Origin of the sequence: Flagellimonas hymeniacidonis (assembly GCF_008040165.1) — a bacterium.
GTDB classification, from domain to species: domain Bacteria; phylum Bacteroidota; class Bacteroidia; order Flavobacteriales; family Flavobacteriaceae; genus Flagellimonas; species Flagellimonas hymeniacidonis.
Window position 1 is genome coordinate 611,102 of record NZ_VRUR01000001.1, and the last position, 18,498, is coordinate 629,599.

General features: G+C 37.3%; 20 protein-coding genes. 4 read left to right on the forward strand and 16 right to left on the reverse strand.

Annotated elements, in window-relative coordinates:
* Positions 1-9: 9 nt before the first annotated feature.
* From FVB32_RS02700 to FVB32_RS02765, 14 genes are all read right to left on the reverse strand, one after another.
* A complete protein-coding gene (locus tag FVB32_RS02700; protein WP_147741046.1) occupies positions 10-1,137 on the reverse strand; it encodes an FIST signal transduction protein in 1,128 nt (375 codons plus the stop codon).
* A complete protein-coding gene (locus FVB32_RS02705) occupies positions 1,134-3,554 on the reverse strand; it encodes a PAS domain-containing sensor histidine kinase (protein ID WP_246139817.1) in 2,421 nt (806 codons plus the stop codon). The genes FVB32_RS02700 and FVB32_RS02705 overlap by 4 nt, the downstream gene beginning before the upstream one ends.
* Positions 3,508-4,050: a heme NO-binding domain-containing protein gene (locus FVB32_RS02710; protein ID WP_147741047.1), complete on the reverse strand. Its 543-nt coding sequence runs from the start codon at positions 4,048-4,050 to the stop codon at positions 3,508-3,510. Before FVB32_RS02710 ends, FVB32_RS02705 begins: the two co-directional genes overlap by 47 nt.
* Positions 4,051-4,128: 78 nt before the next feature.
* On the reverse strand, positions 4,129-4,527 hold the full coding sequence (locus FVB32_RS02715; RefSeq protein WP_147741048.1) for a response regulator: 399 nt from the start codon (positions 4,525-4,527) through the stop codon (positions 4,129-4,131).
* 131 nt (positions 4,528-4,658) lie between these two features.
* Positions 4,659-5,015: an MmcQ/YjbR family DNA-binding protein gene (locus FVB32_RS02720; protein WP_147741049.1), complete on the reverse strand. Its 357-nt coding sequence runs from the start codon at positions 5,013-5,015 to the stop codon at positions 4,659-4,661.
* A gap of 2 nt (positions 5,016-5,017) precedes the next feature.
* Positions 5,018-5,416, reverse strand: coding sequence for a Dabb family protein (locus FVB32_RS02725; RefSeq protein WP_147741050.1), 399 nt, complete (start codon positions 5,414-5,416; stop codon positions 5,018-5,020).
* 6 nt (positions 5,417-5,422) lie between these two features.
* On the reverse strand, positions 5,423-6,046 hold the full coding sequence (locus tag FVB32_RS02730; RefSeq protein ID WP_147741051.1) for a DUF4230 domain-containing protein: 624 nt from the start codon (positions 6,044-6,046) through the stop codon (positions 5,423-5,425).
* A 32-nt stretch (positions 6,047-6,078) separates the two neighbouring features.
* Positions 6,079-6,828 carry a cyclase family protein gene (locus tag FVB32_RS02735; RefSeq protein ID WP_147741052.1) on the reverse strand — a complete coding sequence of 250 codons (750 nt, stop codon included), beginning with the start codon at positions 6,826-6,828 and terminating at the stop codon, positions 6,079-6,081.
* Complete coding sequence (gene hemW / locus FVB32_RS02740; RefSeq protein WP_147741053.1) at positions 6,825-7,961, reverse strand: radical SAM family heme chaperone HemW; 1,137 nt, start codon at positions 7,959-7,961, stop codon at positions 6,825-6,827. The genes FVB32_RS02735 and hemW overlap by 4 nt, the downstream gene beginning before the upstream one ends.
* Before the next feature lie 37 nt (positions 7,962-7,998).
* The gene (locus tag FVB32_RS02745) at positions 7,999-8,355 is read right to left on the reverse strand and encodes a four helix bundle protein (RefSeq protein WP_147741054.1); all 357 of its coding nucleotides are present in this window, start codon (positions 8,353-8,355) and stop codon (positions 7,999-8,001) included.
* Between the two features lie 65 nt (positions 8,356-8,420).
* Positions 8,421-8,978, reverse strand: a complete 558-nt coding sequence (gene ruvC, locus FVB32_RS02750) for a crossover junction endodeoxyribonuclease RuvC (RefSeq protein WP_147741055.1) — start codon at positions 8,976-8,978, stop codon at positions 8,421-8,423.
* Between the two features lie 4 nt (positions 8,979-8,982).
* Complete coding sequence (locus FVB32_RS02755; RefSeq protein ID WP_147741056.1) at positions 8,983-9,459, reverse strand: hypothetical protein; 477 nt, start codon at positions 9,457-9,459, stop codon at positions 8,983-8,985.
* A 147-nt stretch (positions 9,460-9,606) separates the two neighbouring features.
* On the reverse strand, positions 9,607-11,073 hold the full coding sequence (locus FVB32_RS02760) for a M56 family metallopeptidase (RefSeq protein ID WP_147741057.1): 1,467 nt from the start codon (positions 11,071-11,073) through the stop codon (positions 9,607-9,609).
* Positions 11,070-11,432 (reverse strand): BlaI/MecI/CopY family transcriptional regulator, encoded by a 363-nt coding sequence (locus tag FVB32_RS02765; RefSeq protein ID WP_147743397.1) that lies wholly within the window; start codon positions 11,430-11,432, stop codon positions 11,070-11,072. Before FVB32_RS02765 ends, FVB32_RS02760 begins: the two co-directional genes overlap by 4 nt.
* Before the next feature lie 153 nt (positions 11,433-11,585).
* Here FVB32_RS02765 and FVB32_RS02770 point away from each other — a divergent pair, with 153 nt between their 5' ends.
* Entirely contained in the window at positions 11,586-12,098 is a 513-nt protein-coding gene (locus FVB32_RS02770) for a DUF456 domain-containing protein (RefSeq protein WP_147741058.1), read from the forward strand.
* On the opposite strand, the gene FVB32_RS02775 is transcribed toward FVB32_RS02770, so the two are convergent.
* Together FVB32_RS02775 and FVB32_RS02780 are read right to left on the reverse strand one after the other, a co-directional pair.
* On the reverse strand, positions 12,095-12,649 hold the full coding sequence (locus FVB32_RS02775) for a nitroreductase family protein (protein WP_147741059.1): 555 nt from the start codon (positions 12,647-12,649) through the stop codon (positions 12,095-12,097). The genes FVB32_RS02770 and FVB32_RS02775 overlap by 4 nt on opposite strands.
* A 47-nt stretch (positions 12,650-12,696) precedes the next feature.
* Positions 12,697-13,584: a LysR family transcriptional regulator gene (locus tag FVB32_RS02780; RefSeq protein WP_147741060.1), complete on the reverse strand. Its 888-nt coding sequence runs from the start codon at positions 13,582-13,584 to the stop codon at positions 12,697-12,699.
* Positions 13,585-13,662: 78 nt separating this feature from the next.
* Here FVB32_RS02780 and hutH point away from each other — a divergent pair, with 78 nt between their 5' ends.
* The 3 genes from hutH to FVB32_RS02795 are packed head-to-tail and all read left to right on the forward strand — an operon-like array spanning position 13,663 to position 18,496.
* Positions 13,663-15,240 carry a histidine ammonia-lyase gene (gene hutH / locus FVB32_RS02785; protein WP_147741061.1) on the forward strand — a complete coding sequence of 526 codons (1,578 nt, stop codon included), beginning with the start codon at positions 13,663-13,665 and terminating at the stop codon, positions 15,238-15,240.
* A gap of 3 nt (positions 15,241-15,243) precedes the next feature.
* Entirely contained in the window at positions 15,244-16,479 is a 1,236-nt protein-coding gene (gene hutI, locus FVB32_RS02790; RefSeq protein ID WP_147741062.1) for an imidazolonepropionase, read from the forward strand.
* The gene (locus FVB32_RS02795) at positions 16,466-18,496 is read left to right on the forward strand and encodes a urocanate hydratase (protein WP_246139818.1); all 2,031 of its coding nucleotides are present in this window, start codon (positions 16,466-16,468) and stop codon (positions 18,494-18,496) included. Before hutI ends, FVB32_RS02795 begins: the two co-directional genes overlap by 14 nt.
* The last annotated feature ends 2 nt before the right edge of the window (positions 18,497-18,498 follow it).

The following is an 18,498-nucleotide window of genomic DNA, read 5'->3' on the forward strand; positions in this document are numbered from 1 at the left end:
AGAGTGCATTTATTCGCTCAATAATGTTAAGGTCATGGTTTGATTGTGTAATTGGCATGCATTTTTACCTGCAAAAGGAGCCATCTCGCCATAGGAATAAAAGCCAGTAATTTTTGCCTGCCCACCTATAACTTCTGCTACTTCTTCAATTTCATCTTCGGTACGTTGATCTAGTACTAGTTTACGTCCTACACAGCTCACCAATATGGCCAATTCAGGTTGATTTTTTCTATCTCGCATTGCTAACTCAGCTGCGTTGCTGGCACCTTCGGCTATATCATCCATAGTGGACATCATCAATTGCACCTTGGAGTTTAAAGGAACATCTCCGGCCAAAATCATGGAGCTCGCCTCTTCATCTATGTTTAGAATAGTACGCACTAGAGCTTCTGATTCCTCATTTTGTTGTACGGTCAGGGGATATAAAAGTGCTGCTTTGGGTAATTCATCAGCTTTTTCTCCTAAATATTTTTTATAAAGATCTAAAGCTGGTGTTCCATCAATTTCAAAAAGCACATTTCCTTCAGACCTGGTAATAGTGCGTTCTGGACCAAAGGGTGTCCAACCGCCAAAGTTGGCATAGGAAACTTCCAAATCCTCACCATAAAACCCTATAGCAATTACTTCTCCTTGTTTTGGGTTTTCATTATAGGAGGTCAATGTTTTTTCAAAACGGGCACCGTCTCCACAAAGTCCTCCAGTAATAGACGCTTTAAATCCATCTGCGGATTCCAAACCTTCTATGAGACCACTTCCATTCACAAAACTACCATCTGAAACAATAAACATATGATTGAGTTCTTCTTGTTGGAATTTATTTGAAATGGCCAATCCCATTTTTTCAATATCCACATGGTTCGAAACATTCTCACTTACGATACTGAACTTTGTTCGCTCAAATTCTATCGCAGTAAGTGCGATACTTTCTTCATAAACACTAGTTTCCATGATTTCTCCAGAGGTAGAGCCAAAAACAATATGCCCATCAGGGTAAAGGTTTTTTACCTCATCAAAAATGTCTTTATTTTCTAATAAATATCGATCTCCGAATACTAAAACCAGAGGTTCTTTTAGTGGTTGCTCTTGGCTAAATTCCCAGGCTCCTCCTTTAAAACGTTTTGCTTGATTTATCTTCATCCTTTTTTATTTTTTTGTTCTTTTTGTAATGTAAAATAGAAGGTTGTTCCTTCTCCTATCGCGCTTTGCAACCAAACTTTACCATGATATCTATCTATGATTCTCTTGACTATGGAAAGCCCAATCCCTGTAGAGCGCTCTTTGTTTCCTATGGATTGAAAAATTTGAAAAATCTTCTCGTGATATTCCTTGGGAATTCCAACGCCATTGTCTTTTATACTAAATTCCCAGTGCGTTTCATCTTCCTTATAATCTATCTCGACCAATCCTTCTTTTTTATCAATATTGACTACTGCATTGCTCAAAAAGTTTTGAAACAATTGGTGGATTTTAGTTTTGTCCGCCTTTATTAATGGTAGCTTCTTTTTGGTCTTTATGGAAACATGTTCTGGAATGTAGATGATTTCCTTTATTTCTTGGATTACCTCATTTACATCAACTTCAGTATGATCAAAAACATCGCTATTTACGGTTGAATACTTGAGAATTCCGGTAATGAGTTTATCCATTCCCTCAATTTTCTCCTGCATCATTTTTAGATTATACAGTCCGGTTTCATCTAAAGTATCTTTGTAATCATCGTATAGCCAGGTGGCCAATGCACTCACACTTCGTAAAGGAGATTTTAAATCATGTGAGACGATATGCGCATATTCTTGAAGTCCTTTATTACTGGATTCCAACTCTTTTAAAAGAGTTTCTTTTTGCAGTTCAAGATGTTTTTGTGCGGTAATATCTAAATGAATGCCTATGGACCCTACAACATTACCTGCGTCATCAAATCTTGGAGCGCCACTTACCAACCAGAATCGTTTTTCTCCATTGGCAATTTTCACCGCTACCTCATAGGAATCGGAAATTCCTTCTTCTCTCTTTTTATTTTGTTGCTTTAATTCATCTTCACCTTCACTAATAATAGGCATGGTCTCATAAACATTTTTCCCTATTAGCTCATCGGAAGTATATCCAATCATGTCGCTAAAACTTTGGTTGACCATTAAGATGTTGCCATCTCCGTCGACCTCAACAAGTCCAAGATTCATGTTTGCAATGATGCTTCCATATTTTTCCTTCTGAATCTCAAGGTTTTTTCTATAATTCTTGCGTAGGGTTACATCACTATAGCTCCATAAATGGCCTTGGTACTCGCTCCCATTAAAAAGGGGGATGTAATCACGCTCAAAAGTTCTTCCGTCCAAAAGTTCCATTTCATCTGCGGTCACCACTTCTTTTTTCTCAATAACATCGCTTATTCTATTTAGGGCCATCTCTGGCTCTAAAAACATTCTTTTGTATTTATGGGTGGATTGTTCACTATTGATTCCTTTAAGGGAATCTGGAGAAACAGAAATTCCAAATAGGTCGCAAAACTTTTTATTGGCAAGTACAATCTTCCTATTTGGATCTTCAAGCAGAATACCGGTTTGTAAATTCTTGATTAATTTGGCCAACCGTTCTTCGGATGCTTTCAGTTTTTCTTCTGAGATTTTTTCATGGGTAATGTCCTCAATCATAGCTACGCTATATTCAATCTCTCCTTTGGAATCCAATACCGAGCTCATTGAGGTTTTTCCATAGAGAGTGTCTCCGTTTTTCTTATGAAATTTTCGAACTATGGAGAATTTTTTTGTGTCGTTTTCTAGGCTTTTCTGGAGAAGGTCATCGTACAAAGTACTGTCTTCCAAAGAAGAAATATCATTGATAGAAACTTTTTTTAGTTCAACTTCTGAATACCCCAAAAGGTCTATAAATGATTTATTGGCCTTTACTATTTTATCCTTTACTATAAGTAAAATCCCCAGAGAGGAATTTTCCACAATAATATCCTGCTGCTTTTTTTGACTTTCCAGAAGTTTACGTATTTCCACTTCTTGTGTAATGTCTCTAATTACTCCTTGAGCCGCAATAGGATTACCACTTTCATTGTAAATAAGGCTTGCATTAATATTTACATATTTCTCTTCATCATTTTTAGTAATAATCTTGGCAGAGTAATTTTTAAGCATCCCTACTTTTAGCAAGGTTTGAAAAGATTCCGCGGTATATTCCACATAATCTGGGTGTACTATATCGGAAAGGCAGACATCCTCCTTGGTATGATCGTATCCTAAAAACTCCTTAGCTGAGGAATTCATGTTGAGCACATTGGTCATCATATCCATGACAACATATGGATCAATAATATTTACAAAAGCACTATCTATACGAGTACCCTTGTTGTTCAACATCGTTTCTAAACGACCATTGGCTTCTTTCAAGTGCAAAGAGGCGTCATAAAGATCTTTGGCTTTATTTTCCAACAGGTTTTCAGCAGTTTTGCGGGCTTTTTTTTCCCGAACCAGTGCTCGTTTTAATATGGAGATTTCGTTATTATCCATTTTGGACGATAGCGAACTTAACTTCTGTGCCGTTTTCATTCAATAGTTTATAATCCACTTTTGCCAACTTTCCGAAGTGTTCAAAAGTTTTTACGATGAGTCCATGAGCCAGAGCATACAATCCTCTAGATGAGATATAAATTAATTCTAGGGAATTTTCTGTTTTTGAAAGGATTTTAAACCGAGGGAGTTCTGCATCTGGATACAACTTCCTTACATGTACATGAATATGATCTTCTATACAGTTGAGAAGTCCAATGGGAGTTCTATATCCTGAGACAACCTCTGGGTGTGCCTCTACCAGACCTACAAACAAATGATGTCCAAAGGAATATAACAAATCTACTTGGGAGATGTTTTTTTCTTTGCCGAGTTGGCCAATTAAACTAACCATCTCATTAAAGTCATATGTACCTACTGATGTATATGCACCGCCAGAGGGAAGATCACAGTTCTCCAATATGGAATCCACGGTCTCTAATCCATACAAGGATTCGACCATTTCTAGAAACTCTGTGAAAACAATTCCTTTCATAATAAAGAATATTATGATTTAAAAGTAGGAATTGTACTACCTATTTATAAAAATAATGTTGTGAAATTAGGGATTTTGTTAGGCTTTAAACAGTTCACTTACTTCCCAATAATCAAAAACTTTTTTAAGCTTTGACTCGTAATCCTCATATTTTAAAGGCTTTATGATATATCCAGCAATACCAATCTCAAAGCATTTTAGCAAATCCACTCGGTTTTCGGATGTGGTCAAAATAATCGTAGGCAGGTATTTAAGTTTCTCATCTGCTTTAATAATGGAAAGAAATTCTATTCCGCTCATCCGAGGCATATTCAGATCAAGAAGAATAATATCTGGCAGACTTCCTGCCTTTAAAACCTCTAAAGCCTCTTCACCATTTTTTGCCTCAACAATCTTATGCTTGCACTGGAACTTTGAAATTGCTCGTTGCAACTTCATTGTCTCTATCATATCATCTTCTATGAATAAAACATTCATGACACTTTGCGTTTAGTATACAAAAGTGCATAAATATCATAGGAAAAAGACTACGAATTAGTCAAATTCAAAAAAACCATCGATGAATGGTAGCATTGTTTCGGTCAATTATCAATTATTTTCCTAACTACCTAAAGGGCATCTAATTGACTTCGCAAGTTCTTGGTAAGTTTAGAAACTACTAAGTCGTATGAATGGTTTACAAGCTGCATTATCAAATCTGGTGGAAGGTTTTCCAAAAACAACGTATTCCAATGTACTTTGCTCATATGGTATCCCGGGGTAATATCTCCATCATATTCTTCCCTAAGTGCTATGGCCCTTTCTGGGTCACACTTTAAATTACATTGGGACGGTATTCTTTCCAAGGGTACCAAAGCAAACATTTTGCCCATAACCTTAAATACCAAAGTGTGTTCATCAAAAGGGAATTCCTCTGTTACACCTTTTTTAGCAACACAGAAGTTTCTAAGTTCTTCAACATTCATCTTTATATCCCATTTGAATCATATACAATTACCTTCTCCCAAAGATCCTTGCACTCTTCAATAAAAATTAAGTGGGCCTCTTCTTTTTGATATCCTTCCTGCGCTTCCGCAGATTCAAACGTTACTATCAAGGAATAGGTGAATGACCCATCCACCACATCTCTAGTCGATGTTGGCGGGGTACCAATAAAGTTGGTCTTTGCATATTTGGAGTTGTTGAGGAAGGTCTTTAAAGAAGTTTCAAATTTTGCCTTGTCCGCACTGCTGTTAGGATTTTTAAACCAAAAGTAAACAGTGTGGGCAAAAGCGGAATCAAAAGTTTTCATAGTGTCTTTAGTTTGTGCATAATTGGTAGTTGCTGCTACGCCAATCAATAATAAAGTGATAATTCCTGTTTTCATACTAATTTATTCTTCTATAAGTTTTTTGTCGCTTTTTGTTATTTCCAGTGTTGAATAATCAAGGGTCCACCCTATGGTCTCCACAATTTTTTCAACCAGTAATACAGCTTGCAAGGCTTCTTTTTTTGCTGTGACCATTAAACCACTCTCCGGTATTTTTTGTTTGATATGGTCTTTGGCTTCCAGGTTCAGTTTTGTCAAATCATCTGGCGAAAAGCTATTAAAAAGACCATTTTTTATATCATAAAACTGAAGGTCTGGCTCAATTGATAAAATTTCTGGTTCTGGAAAATCGGCAAGTATGATTCGCTTATTTTTATTGTCAGCTTTCAAATTCAATTTCTTTAAATCATACCCTATGTGGGCTCTCGCCTTTACAACAACCAATGCTTTTTTCTTGCTACTTAAAAGGCTCATAAAGCCTTCTTTGGTATTTTCATAGTGGTATATTTCGGCAAAATCCCCCTCTACGGAAATCAATTTACACACACTTTGAATTTTGTCCAATAATACCGTGGACTGTTGTTTGGTCAGCTCCTTACTTTTCTTTCTTCTAAAAGCGGAGAACAACCAATACATTAATATTGCTCCTAAAATAAGACCTAAAAAAGCTTCTACAGCGCTATCCACGTTTTAAATATATAAAGATTGTAAAGAACTCCTTACTCCATTGGGGCATATAAAATAGGCCTGCTTGGGCTGGCATCATTTTCAAAAGGGGCTACCTGGAGGTTTAAAAAATAGCAGCCATCTTCTATCTCATTCCCTACATAGATAAACTCTGTAATTGTCGCACTTGATCTTGGTTTATCATTCATCCTCCAAAAGGCATTATGTGCCAAAAGAGCACCGCCATCTTTTTCCTTGTCCACAGAAGGAAGGTCAATTAGTAAGTGTGATATGCCCTTATCAACCAAATAACTAGCCGCCGCCTCTAGCAGATAAGGTGGGTTTTCATTGGAATACTTCATCGACTTCTTGTTTTCAAGGTTCGGAATGGTCCTAATAATCAATGCCTCTCTTTTTTTATTGCCCAAGGCATATTTTAATTGCTTTTCCGATATCACAAAATCATCTCCTTTCTTCTCAGGGGCAACAGTTATTACTTCTGCTAAAAAAAAGAATTGTTTTAATTCTTGATTTATGGAGTAAAACCCTTCTGTAATATGACCCAGACATTCGGTGTGCGTCACATGGGAATGCGGATTGAACCAAATATCATTAAAGTTGGTAGAAGCCCCCTCAGAAACTTTTCCGATAAAACCACCTTCTTGATGCGGACCAATTTTAGGAGAATCCAAGTACCACGCATTTACATTCTCACTCCCATCCCGAAGCGGGATTGAAATATCCAAAGGATTGGATAAATCGATTTTATAATTCTTGGAATTATATTTAATGTTGGCAATCATGATTCCAAATTAATCATAAAAAGGTCCGATGCAATTCCATCGACTAGAAACTTTCCTTTTTTGGTTGCCAACAATTTTCCATCATCCACAAAAAGCAGATGCTTCTCCAAGTATTTTTTGGTTTGTTTATTTAAATAATCAAGATACGTCTGTCCAAAATCGTGTTTGATTTTTTCTAGAGAAACACCCCAAATAGTTCTCAACCCGGTCATCACGTACTCATTATATCTATCTGTTTTGGACAAGGTCTCTGTCTCCTTGGGCAGTACCTCTCCTTCTAAAGCCTTTATATATTTTGGGTTGTTCCTAATGTTCCAACTCCTATTTTGCCCATCAAAAGAGTGAGCCGAAGGACCAATACCTACATATTTCTTCCCTTGCCAATACGAAGTATTGTTTTTTGAAAAATACCCTTGCTTTCCAAAGTTGGAAATCTCATAATTCACAAAGTCATTTTTCTCCAAAACATCCACTAATATATTAAACTGTTCCTGTGCCTGTTCGTCATCCACATTGGCCACGATTCCTTTTTCTATAAACTTTTTAAGTGCCGTTTTTGGTTCAACGGTTAAGGCATAACTAGAGATATGGGGGAGTTCAAAAGAAAGCGCTTTTTCAATATTTGCTTTCCACCTTTTGTTATCCATGCCTGGAATTCCGTAAATTAAATCGATTGAAATATTATCAAAGTACTGAGTTGCCGTTGACAATGATTTGATGGCTTCGTCGGATGAATGTGCTCGATTCATCAACTTTAAATCTTCATCAAAAAAAGATTGGATACCTATACTAAGGCGATTAATGGGACTATTGGATAGCTCAACGATTTTATCATCCGTTAAATCATCAGGATTGGCTTCTAAAGTGATTTCTGGGTTTTCAACAAGCTTGTAATTTTCGTGAACGGCTGTTACTAAAGTTTCTATTTCAGTTGTAGTCAAAATAGAAGGTGTTCCGCCCCCAAAATATATGGTTGCTACCTTATGATTTTCAAACTCATCTTTTCGGAGTTCAATTTCCTTTTTGATTGCTAGCAGCATGGCCTCTTTCTTTCCCAGTTGCGTAGAAAAATGAAAATCACAATAATGGCAAGCTTGTTTACAAAAGGGAATATGGATATAGATTCCGCTCATTTTAGTGTTCAATTATCAATGAACAATTTACAATGAATCATTTGTTCATTCTTGTAGTTTTTAAAATCGAAAACATGATTTTTGAAAGTTCGTCTGCATTTTCAATCAATCTATCCGCTTCCTCAACACTCAAATAATCCGAATCTTTTAAAAGCGAGAGCCAATATTTAGTTTCTAAGCTTTCTTTATATGAAATTGAAATCTTTGCTGAAAAATCGGCTTTAGAAATTGCCCCGTTAGCCTCTGAAATATTAGCACCAATAGAAGTTCCTGAACGCAATAGCTGTTTAGACAAAATATACTCTCTTTTTTCTTTGTTCAGCTTTTTATAAAGTTGAATGATATTTAAGGCAAAATCATACGACTTGCTAGCTAAGGGATTCTTTTTGCTCATATTAAGTAGGTTTTGATTTGTTATTTGGTCTGGTGGTTCATTGTTCATTGTTTATTGGCCATTGTTCATTGCTTATCGATTTTATCAGTGTTCTGCTTTACAAAAGCGTCCCATCCGGTGTAGTGCTTTCCAACCTCAACTCGACCTTCATTATAAAAATGGCAGACAGCAGCAGCAAGTCCATCCGTACTGTCTAAATTTTTAGGTAATGTTTTCAGTTTCAACATACTTTGAAGCATTTTGGCCACCTGCTCTTTGGTAGCATTTCCATTGCCTGTTATGGCCATCTTAATCTTTTTGGGCATGTATTCTGTAATAGGAACTTGTCTGGAGAGCCCAGCGGCCATGGCCACTCCCTGTGCCCTGCCTAGTTTAAGCATGGACTGCACATTCTTGCCATAAAATGGAGCTTCAATGGCAATCTCATCTGGGTGAAAGGTGTCTATCAACTCCAAGGTGCGTTCAAAAATCAATTTCAGCTTGGTATAGGGGTCATCGTATTTTTTTAGCATCAACTCGTTCATTTGAACAAAATGCATTTGTTTATTGATCACCTTGATGATTCCAAAACCCATAACCGTTGTACCTGGGTCAATTCCTAAAATGATTTTTTCTGTTGCCAAGTCTTTAATTCGTATTTAAAACTATGGGAAGTCTAAACTTTAGTCCTACGGGAATACCTCGTTTTAATGCGGGAGCAACCGTAGTTAGATCATTCAATCGGTTGGATATTTTGGCATTAAAATCTGGTATCTCATTTAAAATGGCAGTATTCTCCTCAACATTTAAAACCGATATAAATCCATGCTCATCAATTGAAAAATCTATATACATGGTATCGTTCAAATCCTTATCCACTTGAAATTGTAATCCTTCCAATGCTTTGGAAAAATGATTAAGCATTGCACTTTGAAAACAGTCACGCTGTGCAGGTTTGGTAGCTGTTTCATCACAATCTTCAAAAAGTGGGTATTGGTCAACATCATTCCAATCAATGGACAACAATTCTTCATTGACCATTTTTTGGGTCTTATCTTCTTTGGACATAAAAAGTTCGCAAGAAGCGAGCAAACCAAAAAAACTTAACACAACCAACTTACGCATACAGCCCCAAATATTTGGCTGAAATTACGATTTTTTGGATAACTCAATAACATCTTAAATAGTGAAAACCGAAGATTTCACTCCGGTTTTCACGCTGAGGAAGTTTAACAAACAATAACCAAACTCTGCTGCTTTTACTTCGCTACCTTATAACTCAAATTTAATGGGGATTGAAAACGGAACTTCCACTATCCTTCCTTGGTGTTTGCCCGGTTGCATTTGAGGTAGCTTAGAAATGATTCGGTGGGTCTCTTCTTCTAACAACTCATGTGGCCCTCTCATCCTAATTCCAGTAACCTGGCCTTCCCTTGTAATTGTGAAAAGTACATTCACATTTCCTTGAATACCCATTTCTTCAGCTTTTTCTGGGTATTCAAAATTCGTTGTGATGTGTTCTCTTATTTTTTCCATAAAACAGGATTTTTGATCCTCTGCATTTTCACAACCAGGAAAAATTGGAACCTTATCAACTATATTAAACGGAGTTGGATCTCCATTAATTTTAGATCCAGCTTTTTTATCCTCAACAGAATTTTTTTGTACTTCTACTTTCTTTATTTCGCCCTTATCAATATAAAGTTTTACTGAATTGCTACCATCTTCTACCATCAAAGTTTGTGGGGATTTTAATTGAATCAGTTCATCCGTTAGCCTTTGCTGTATATTCTTTTCACTTTCCGACATATTATTTAAGTCGTCAACAACAAGAAAAGATTCATTCTTTTCTTTTCTAATTGAACTATCAATTCTACCTTTCTCATTTTCACATGAAGTATATAACAACATACTAACCGTAACTGGCAATAATAAAAGATATTTAAGCCGATAGATTTTTCCTGATTTTTCTTTCTGCAACATAACTATTCGTTTTTTGATTAATGATTTTTTAAAAAATTGATTGACAAAACTGATATTTTGAGTTCGAAACACATCCGATAACAATAATTGATATTGCTCTTTTTTATTTCCTTTGGAAACCTCGGAATCTGCGATAAACTCATGTAATTCCGAAGCTTTACTTTGATAAACATAAACCAAAGGATTGAACCAAAAAATTATTCGCATTAGCTCAAAAAAGATAAGATCAATAGTATGTAGCTGTCTCACATGTACCAACTCATGGGCTATAATTTGTTGCTGTTTATCTTGTTTAATATCCTGACCTAAGAAAATGTTTCGGAAAAATGAAAAAGCTGTTCCACTTTTTGGAACTACTATCTTGGTATAATCTTTATGGTAATGGACGTCCCCTTTATGCTTTAATCTAAGGATTTGGAAAAGTTTGATTGAAAACCAACAGTACATTACCAACATACCAATACCAAACACCATATGCTCCCAAGAGATGGATTCGAAAAAGCTTTCGTTATTATTTTTGCTATACACCGTAATCTCATCTAACTGCCATAAAAAAGAGGGATACACTATTAACTCATTTGGAACCAAGGCTTGAAGTGCTTCAATTCTTATCCAAGGGAGTATCAAAGAAAGTGTAAATGTCCCTATAAGGTAAATTCGATTCCATTGAAAAAAAGTTTCTTTTTTCAAGAACAAATCATACGTCAATAAAAAGATTAACTGAAAGACCAAACTTTCTAAAACATACTGTATCATTCTTCCTCTTCTTTTATTTGATCCATAATACTCTCTAATTCACTAAGGCTAATGTCATTTTTCTTCATAAAAAAGGACACCATACTTTTAAATGATCCTTGAAAATAACCTTCCATTAGTTTGTTGATGGATTGGTTACTATAGTCCGATTTTTTAATTAATGGAAAATAGATATGTCCTTTCCCTACCTTCTCGTGACTCACAAAACCCTTGTCTTCTAATATGCGAACAATGGTAGAAATTGTGTTATATGCTGGCTTTGGTTCTGGTAGTTCCTCAAGAACTGCTGCGACATTGCATTTTTCAAGTTTCCACAAAATATGCATTACCTCCTCTTCCGCTTTGGTCAATTGCTTCATCATTTAACTAAGTTTTTAGTTATAACATGAAGCAAATATAACTAAATTTTTAGTTTAAACTAATTTTTTAGTTCAATTAAATAATCTAAACTCGGTTTTAGAATAGACTTGTAACATTTCATTACTAAATTTGTCTTATAGTCAAAACCAAAAATGGACATTGCTTTACTTGTTTTAGGGTTTATATTAATGCTAGTAGGTATTTTGGGTAGTTTTCTACCAGTGTTACCCGGTCCACCGGTAAGTTGGCTAGGATTATTGCTGTTGTATTTGACCAAAGCTGTTCCAGATGATTGGTGGATGCTGGGTATAACGCTCTTTTTTGCGCTACTGATTACGGTAATGGATTATGTGATTCCAGCCATGGGGACTAAAAAATTTGGCGGCAGTAAAGCAGGTATGTTAGGGACCGTAATCGGATTGTTGGTCGCTATATTTTTCCCCATATTAGGCCCGTTCGGAATTATCATTTGGCCTTTTGTAGGTGCTTTGGTTGGCGAACTTATTAATAAAGCAGATCAAAAAACCGCATTGAAAGCTGCTTTTGGTTCCTTCTTAGGTTTTCTTACAGGAACATTTATGAAGTTCTTAATAGGGGTAATCTATTTTGGGATCTTTATTTGGAAAGCCATTGAATACGGTTCGGAACTGTTCACTTTTAGTTAATCAAACCACTCTACTTTTTCTTCAATAGGAGTTCTTGTTGATGGTTCTACCGGATTATCATAATACCCCATATATAGGAATCCAAGACATTTCTCACCTTCATTAAGATTGAAAAACTCATCCATGTATTTTATCAAACCAGGAGAACTCCAATAACATCCAATTCCCATTTCCGTGCTGCAAAGCCACATATTTTGCACTGCCATCGCTGTAGCTGCCAATTCTTCCCACTCGGGTATACATTCATTAGGATCACGTTGCATACAAATGGCAATTACCGCTCCTGAACGAACTGGATTATCTTGCAATTTTTTGATTTTTAATTGTTTGGGTTTGGAATCTACTTCTTGGTATTTATCCGACATAAATTTTCCCAAAGCTTCTTTTTTTGTGCCCATCAACACCTTAAATCGCCAAGGTTCGGTCTTTTTATGGGTAGGTGCCCAGTTGGCTGCTTCCAACAACTTCTCAATGGTTTCTTTTGAGATGGGCTTATCATTATATTGAATGGGAAAAACACTTCGCCTTTTCTTAATTATATCAAATGCCATAGTCTATTTTTAAGCTTTTCAAAGTTACACTTTGGAAAATTTTTATGCTATAGTTTTAAAAGTAAATCAATACAATTTTGTAGTACTGGATTTCGGTTGTCCTCTTTCCAAACCATAGATAAAATAGCCCGTTGTTTAATCTTTTTGAGTTCGATGAATTTTACTTTCATTTGAAAACCGTATTGCAAGGCAGTGGGCACTATTGCAATCCCCAATTTATTTTCCACCAATTTAAAAACAGTTTGAGCATGTACCGATTTATGGGAAACATTGGGTGAAAAACCAGCATCTTCACAAATACTTAAAACCGTATCATAATATTGTGGGCTATAATCCTGCGAGAATAGGATAAAATCATCCGTGGCGACTTGATTAATGCTTTTAAAATCTTTCTCATTCAATATATGGTCCGCTGGCAAAACCAACGAAAAGGTATCTTCAAAAACAGGTTTCAACTTCAGCCCTTTTGGCACTCTTGATAATCTTACAAACCCTAAATCCAATTTGTCCCTTAAAATAGCACTTATCTGAGCTTTGTTTGAAAGTTCTTCAAGGCTGGTATGTATGAAAGGGAACTTTTCCTTTAAATCCAGCAATAAATTTGGTATTACATTCTGCATTGCAGAACCTAAAAACCCAATTCTAATTTCACCTAAATGCCCCTCACCAATAAGTTTTAATTGTTTTTTGGTCTGCTCCAAATGGTTCAGAATAAACTCTACTTCCCCTTTTAAAAAATCTCCTGCCGGTGTTAACCTAACTTTCTTCTTATCTCTAATAAAAAGTTGGGTTTGGAGAATTCCTTCCATCTGCTTGATTTGCGTACTCAGTCCGGGTTGGGATATAAACAGCTTTTCTGCTGCCTTTCTATAGTGCAATTCTTCGGCCACAGCCAAAAAATAAATAAAATGTCGTAATTCTATCTGATAATTCATAGTTATTAAATACTACAAAAATAAGTATTGGTAATTATTAATCATACACGGTATCTTTATAAATCTCAAATTATACATATGCAACTACCCAAAACATTTCATTTTGGCGAACATCATCTAACTGCAAGTATCGCCATAGGCATTGCAAAGGGTTCAGTCAAAGGAATTATATCAGCAGATTATATCAAGAAAATTGAGGTAAGCAACCTTCGCGTTCAAAACATTGTTGCCAAAGGTGACACTGTTTATGGTATAAATACGGGCTTCGGACCTTTGTGCAATACCAAAATTTCCAAGGAGGATACTAAAATTCTTCAATCCAATATTTTACAAAGTCATAGTGTTGGAGTGGGAAAACCCATATCCGAAGAACTTGCCAAGCTAATGCTTATCTTAAAAATCCATGCCCTTGCCAAAGGATATTCGGGTATCGCAATTGCCACAATTAATCGAATGCTCTGGCATTTGGAGCATGATGCTATTCCTGTGGTTCCGTCACAAGGTTCAGTAGGAGCTTCTGGTGATTTGGCTCCCCTCTCCCATTTATTTCTTCCCTTAATCGGGCTAGGCAAAGTAAATTATAAAGGAGAAACCATTATTACAGATCAGCTATTTAAGAAAACCGGACTTCAATCTTTGGAACTTGGTCCAAAGGAAGGTTTAGCGCTCATCAACGGCACACAATTCATTGCTGCACACGGCATATTGGTCCTACAAAAACTACAGTATTGCCTAAGACATGCCGATATTATTGGGGCTATGATGCTGGAAGGACTTCAAGGCTCTATGAAACCTTTTCATGAAGAACTGCATACACTTCGCCCTTTTAAAGGAAACCAACATGTGGCCGGAAGAATACGAACACTGCTCCAAGGTTCCGAAATTTTGGAAGACCATATCGACTGTGAACGAGTCCAAGATCCTTACTCGCTTCGTTGCATGCCTCAAGTACATGGTGCATCTAGGAATACATGGCTGCACTTAAAAGAACTGTTGGAGGTGGAACTTAATTCTGTTACTGACAATCCGGTAATCATCAATGATGAGTTGACCATAAGTGGAGGTAATTTTCACGGACAGCCCTTGGCCATGGCTTTGGATTACGCCGCACTGGCAGCTTCAGAATTAGGGAGCATTTCGGACCGAAGAATTTATTTGGCGCTAGAAGGGAACAGTCCTGGAGTGCCTAAATTGTTGATGGGAGATACTGGAATCAACTCTGGATACATGATTTTACAGTACACTACAGCAGCATTGGCCAGTGAAAATAAAAGTCTATGTTTTCCGGCGAGCGCGGATAGTATCCCAACCTCTTTAGGACAAGAAGATCATGTAAGCATGGGATCAATAAGTGGGAGAAAAGCACTTCAGATTATTGAAAATGTTGAAAAGATATTGGCCATTGAGCTGTTAACCGCCGCTCAAGCCTTTGAATTCAGAAAACCTTTAAAATCAGGTGTTGTATTGGATGAAATTCATAAATTCATAAGAACCAAAGTTCCCTTTGCTGACAGTGATCGTGTTTTTGCCAACGATATTGAAAAAGGAATAGAAACTATTCAAAAAGGTGAAATAATTGCTCTTGTAGAACAAACAATGGCAGCAAAAAACCTTCAATGGAACGCCCCTTATCTGGAAGAATTTGAAACATACTAACACATGAGCAAACCACTATTAATAGGCCCATTTACGCAATTGCTTCCCATGTCGGGTTTGCCTTTGAAAGGAGCACTGCCCGATGAGCAATTGGTAATCATTGAGCAAGGGGGTATTCTTATTTCCGAAGGAAAAATCAAGGCTCTTGGTATTTTTGAGGATTTAAAGTCCGATGCAGTCGATATCCACCATATTGAAGGGCAGCATGTTTGCCTTCCGGGATTTGTAGATTCCCATTCCCATATCTGTTTTGGTGGTTCGCGAGCTAGAGATTATGCTTATAGAAATTCTGGAAAGACTTATCTGGAAATTGCCAAAGCCGGAGGCGGTATATGGGACACTGTGACACAAACTCGCAAAGCTTCTCAAGAGGATTTGATTGAAGGCATTATCTCAAGAAGTAAAATTCATCTAGAAAATGGCACCACTACTATAGAGGTAAAAAGTGGTTATGGCCTCTCTATTGATGAGGAGCTTAAAATGCTCAGGGCCATAAAACAAGCTGATAAAAAAACACAAGCAGACCTTATAGCTACCTGTTTAGCGGCTCACATGAAACCAAAAGATTGGAACAGTGACAAGAATTATCTAGAAGAAATTGCTTCAAACTTGTTCCCCCAATTAAAATCTGAAGGCCTTAGCAATCGGATTGATGCTTTTATTGAAGAAAGTGCATTTTCTGCACTAGAGATAGCGCCTTATTTTAAGAAAGCTAAAGCAATGGGATTTGATATTACCGTGCATGCGGATCAATTTACTACTGGTGGAAGTGAAATAGCCATACATTTTGGTGCCATAAGCGCAGACCATTTGGAAGCCAGCACCGAGAATGAAATTCAATTGTTAGCCAACAGCAATATTATTTCCACGGCATTACCTGGAGCTTCCCTAGGTTTAGGATGCGCCTTTACCCCTGCCCGAAAGCTATTAGATGCAGGCGGAGCTTTGGCCATTGCAAGCGACCATAATCCTGGTTCGGCACCAATGGGCCATTTGCTCACCCAAGCAAGTATTCTAGGGACCTTTGAAAAGCTCTCAAATGCGGAAGTATTGGCCGGGATTACGTTCAGGGCAAGTGCTGCTTTGAATTTGGCAGATAGAGGAATTCTAGAAGCAAATATGCTTGCCGATTTTGTTGTTTTCCAAACAGACAACTACCAAGAAATCACCTATCATCAAGGGCAATTAAAACCCAATATGGTTTGGAAAAAAGGTGAGAAAATTTATGAAAGAGACTAACATGACCACAACATTGACGGATTTTCAAGCGCAGCTAGTAAGGGGGATTCCCGAAAATCTTCCTTCAAAAAGAGAGTATCCAAAAATGGAAAATCCAGCTCCCAAGCGAAAAGATATTTTATCAAAAGAAGAGAAAAAACTGGCCGTTCAAAACGCATTACGATACTTTCCAAAGGCTTGGCATGTAGAATTGGCAAAAGAGTTTGCCAGCGAACTCAACAATTATGGTAGGATCTATATGCATCGCTTTAAACCGGACTATAAGATCTATGCCCGACCCATCTCTGAATACGCGGCCAAAACGAAGCAGGCTGCTGCAATTATGCTGATGATTCAGAACAACCTTGATCCCGCTGTGGCACAACATCCTGAAGAACTTATTACCTATGGCGGTAATGGTGCAGTCTTTCAAAACTGGGCGCAGTATCTGTTGACCATGAAATATCTTGCTGAGATGACCGAGGAACAAACATTACATATGTACTCCGGACATCCCATGGGGTTATTTCCTTCCTCAAAAGAAGCCCCCAGAGTAATCGTCACCAATGGCATGATGATTCCCAATTATTCGCAACCAGATGATTGGGAAAAATTCAATGCACTTGGCGTTACTCAATACGGTCAAATGACAGCAGGCTCTTATATGTATATTGGCCCACAAGGTATTGTTCACGGTACAGCCATTACCGTAATGAACGCTTTTAGAAAAGTTTTGAAAAAAGACGAATCACCTAATGGAAAGGTATTCCTAACAGCAGGTTTGGGCGGAATGAGCGGAGCACAGCCCAAAGCTGGCAATATTGCGGGCTGTATTACCGTCTGTGCGGAAGTGAATCCTGAAGCAGCTAAAAAAAGACACCAACAAGGTTGGGTAGATGAGTTGTTGACCGACATATCTGGACTAATTAAAAGAACCAAGGAAGCCATTACAAATCAGGAAGTCGTGTCTTTGGCGTATATAGGCAATATTGTTGAAGTTTGGGAACAGTTTTACGAAGAGGAGATTTTTGTTCACTTGGGATCAGACCAAACCTCTTTGCACAATCCTTGGGCTGGAGGGTATTATCCTGTTGGACTATCTTATGAAGAAGCCAATAACTTAATGGTTGAAAATCCTGAAGCATTTAAAAAACAAGTACAAGAATCTTTACGAAGACAAATAAATGCCATCAACAAGCACACAAAAAAAGGCACCTATTTTTTTGATTATGGCAATGCTTTTTTATTGGAAGTTTCTCGCGCTAATGGTGATGTAATGGCTGAAAACAATATTGACTTCAGATACCCATCTTATGTTCAAGATATTTTGGGACCCATGTGTTTTGATTATGGTTTTGGTCCTTTTAGATGGGTATGCACTTCTGGGAATCCGAAGGATTTGCAAAAAACTGATGCCATCGCCTTAAAAGTAATGCAGCAAATTAAGGCTGAGGCTCCTGAGGAAATTCAGCAACAGATGCAGGATAATATTACATGGATCAGTGAGGCAGAACAGAACAAATTAGTAGTAGGTTCCCAGGCAAGGATTCTGTATGCAGATGCTGAAGGACGCGCAAAAATTGCAGAAGCTTTTAACGATGCAATAGCTCAAGGACAACTTACTGCTCCTGTAGTGCTTGGTAGAGATCATCATGATGTCAGCGGTACCGATTCTCCCTTTAGAGAGACCAGCAATATTTATGATGGCAGCAAGTTCACTGCTGATATGGCCATTCATAATGTTATTGGCGATAGTTTTAGAGGCGCTACTTGGGTTTCCATCCATAATGGTGGTGGTGTAGGCTGGGGAGAGGTTATTAACGGAGGATTTGGAATGGTCTTGGATGGTTCTAAAGAAGCATCCCGCAAATTAAAAAGTATGTTGTTTTATGATGTAAACAACGGTATTTCCAGAAGAAGTTGGGCCAGAAACAAAGAGGCTTTATTTGCCATAAAACGTGAAATGGAGCGAACTCCCAATTTAAAAGTAACTTTACCCAATCTGGTGGAAACCGATATATTGGATCATCTTTTTTGATG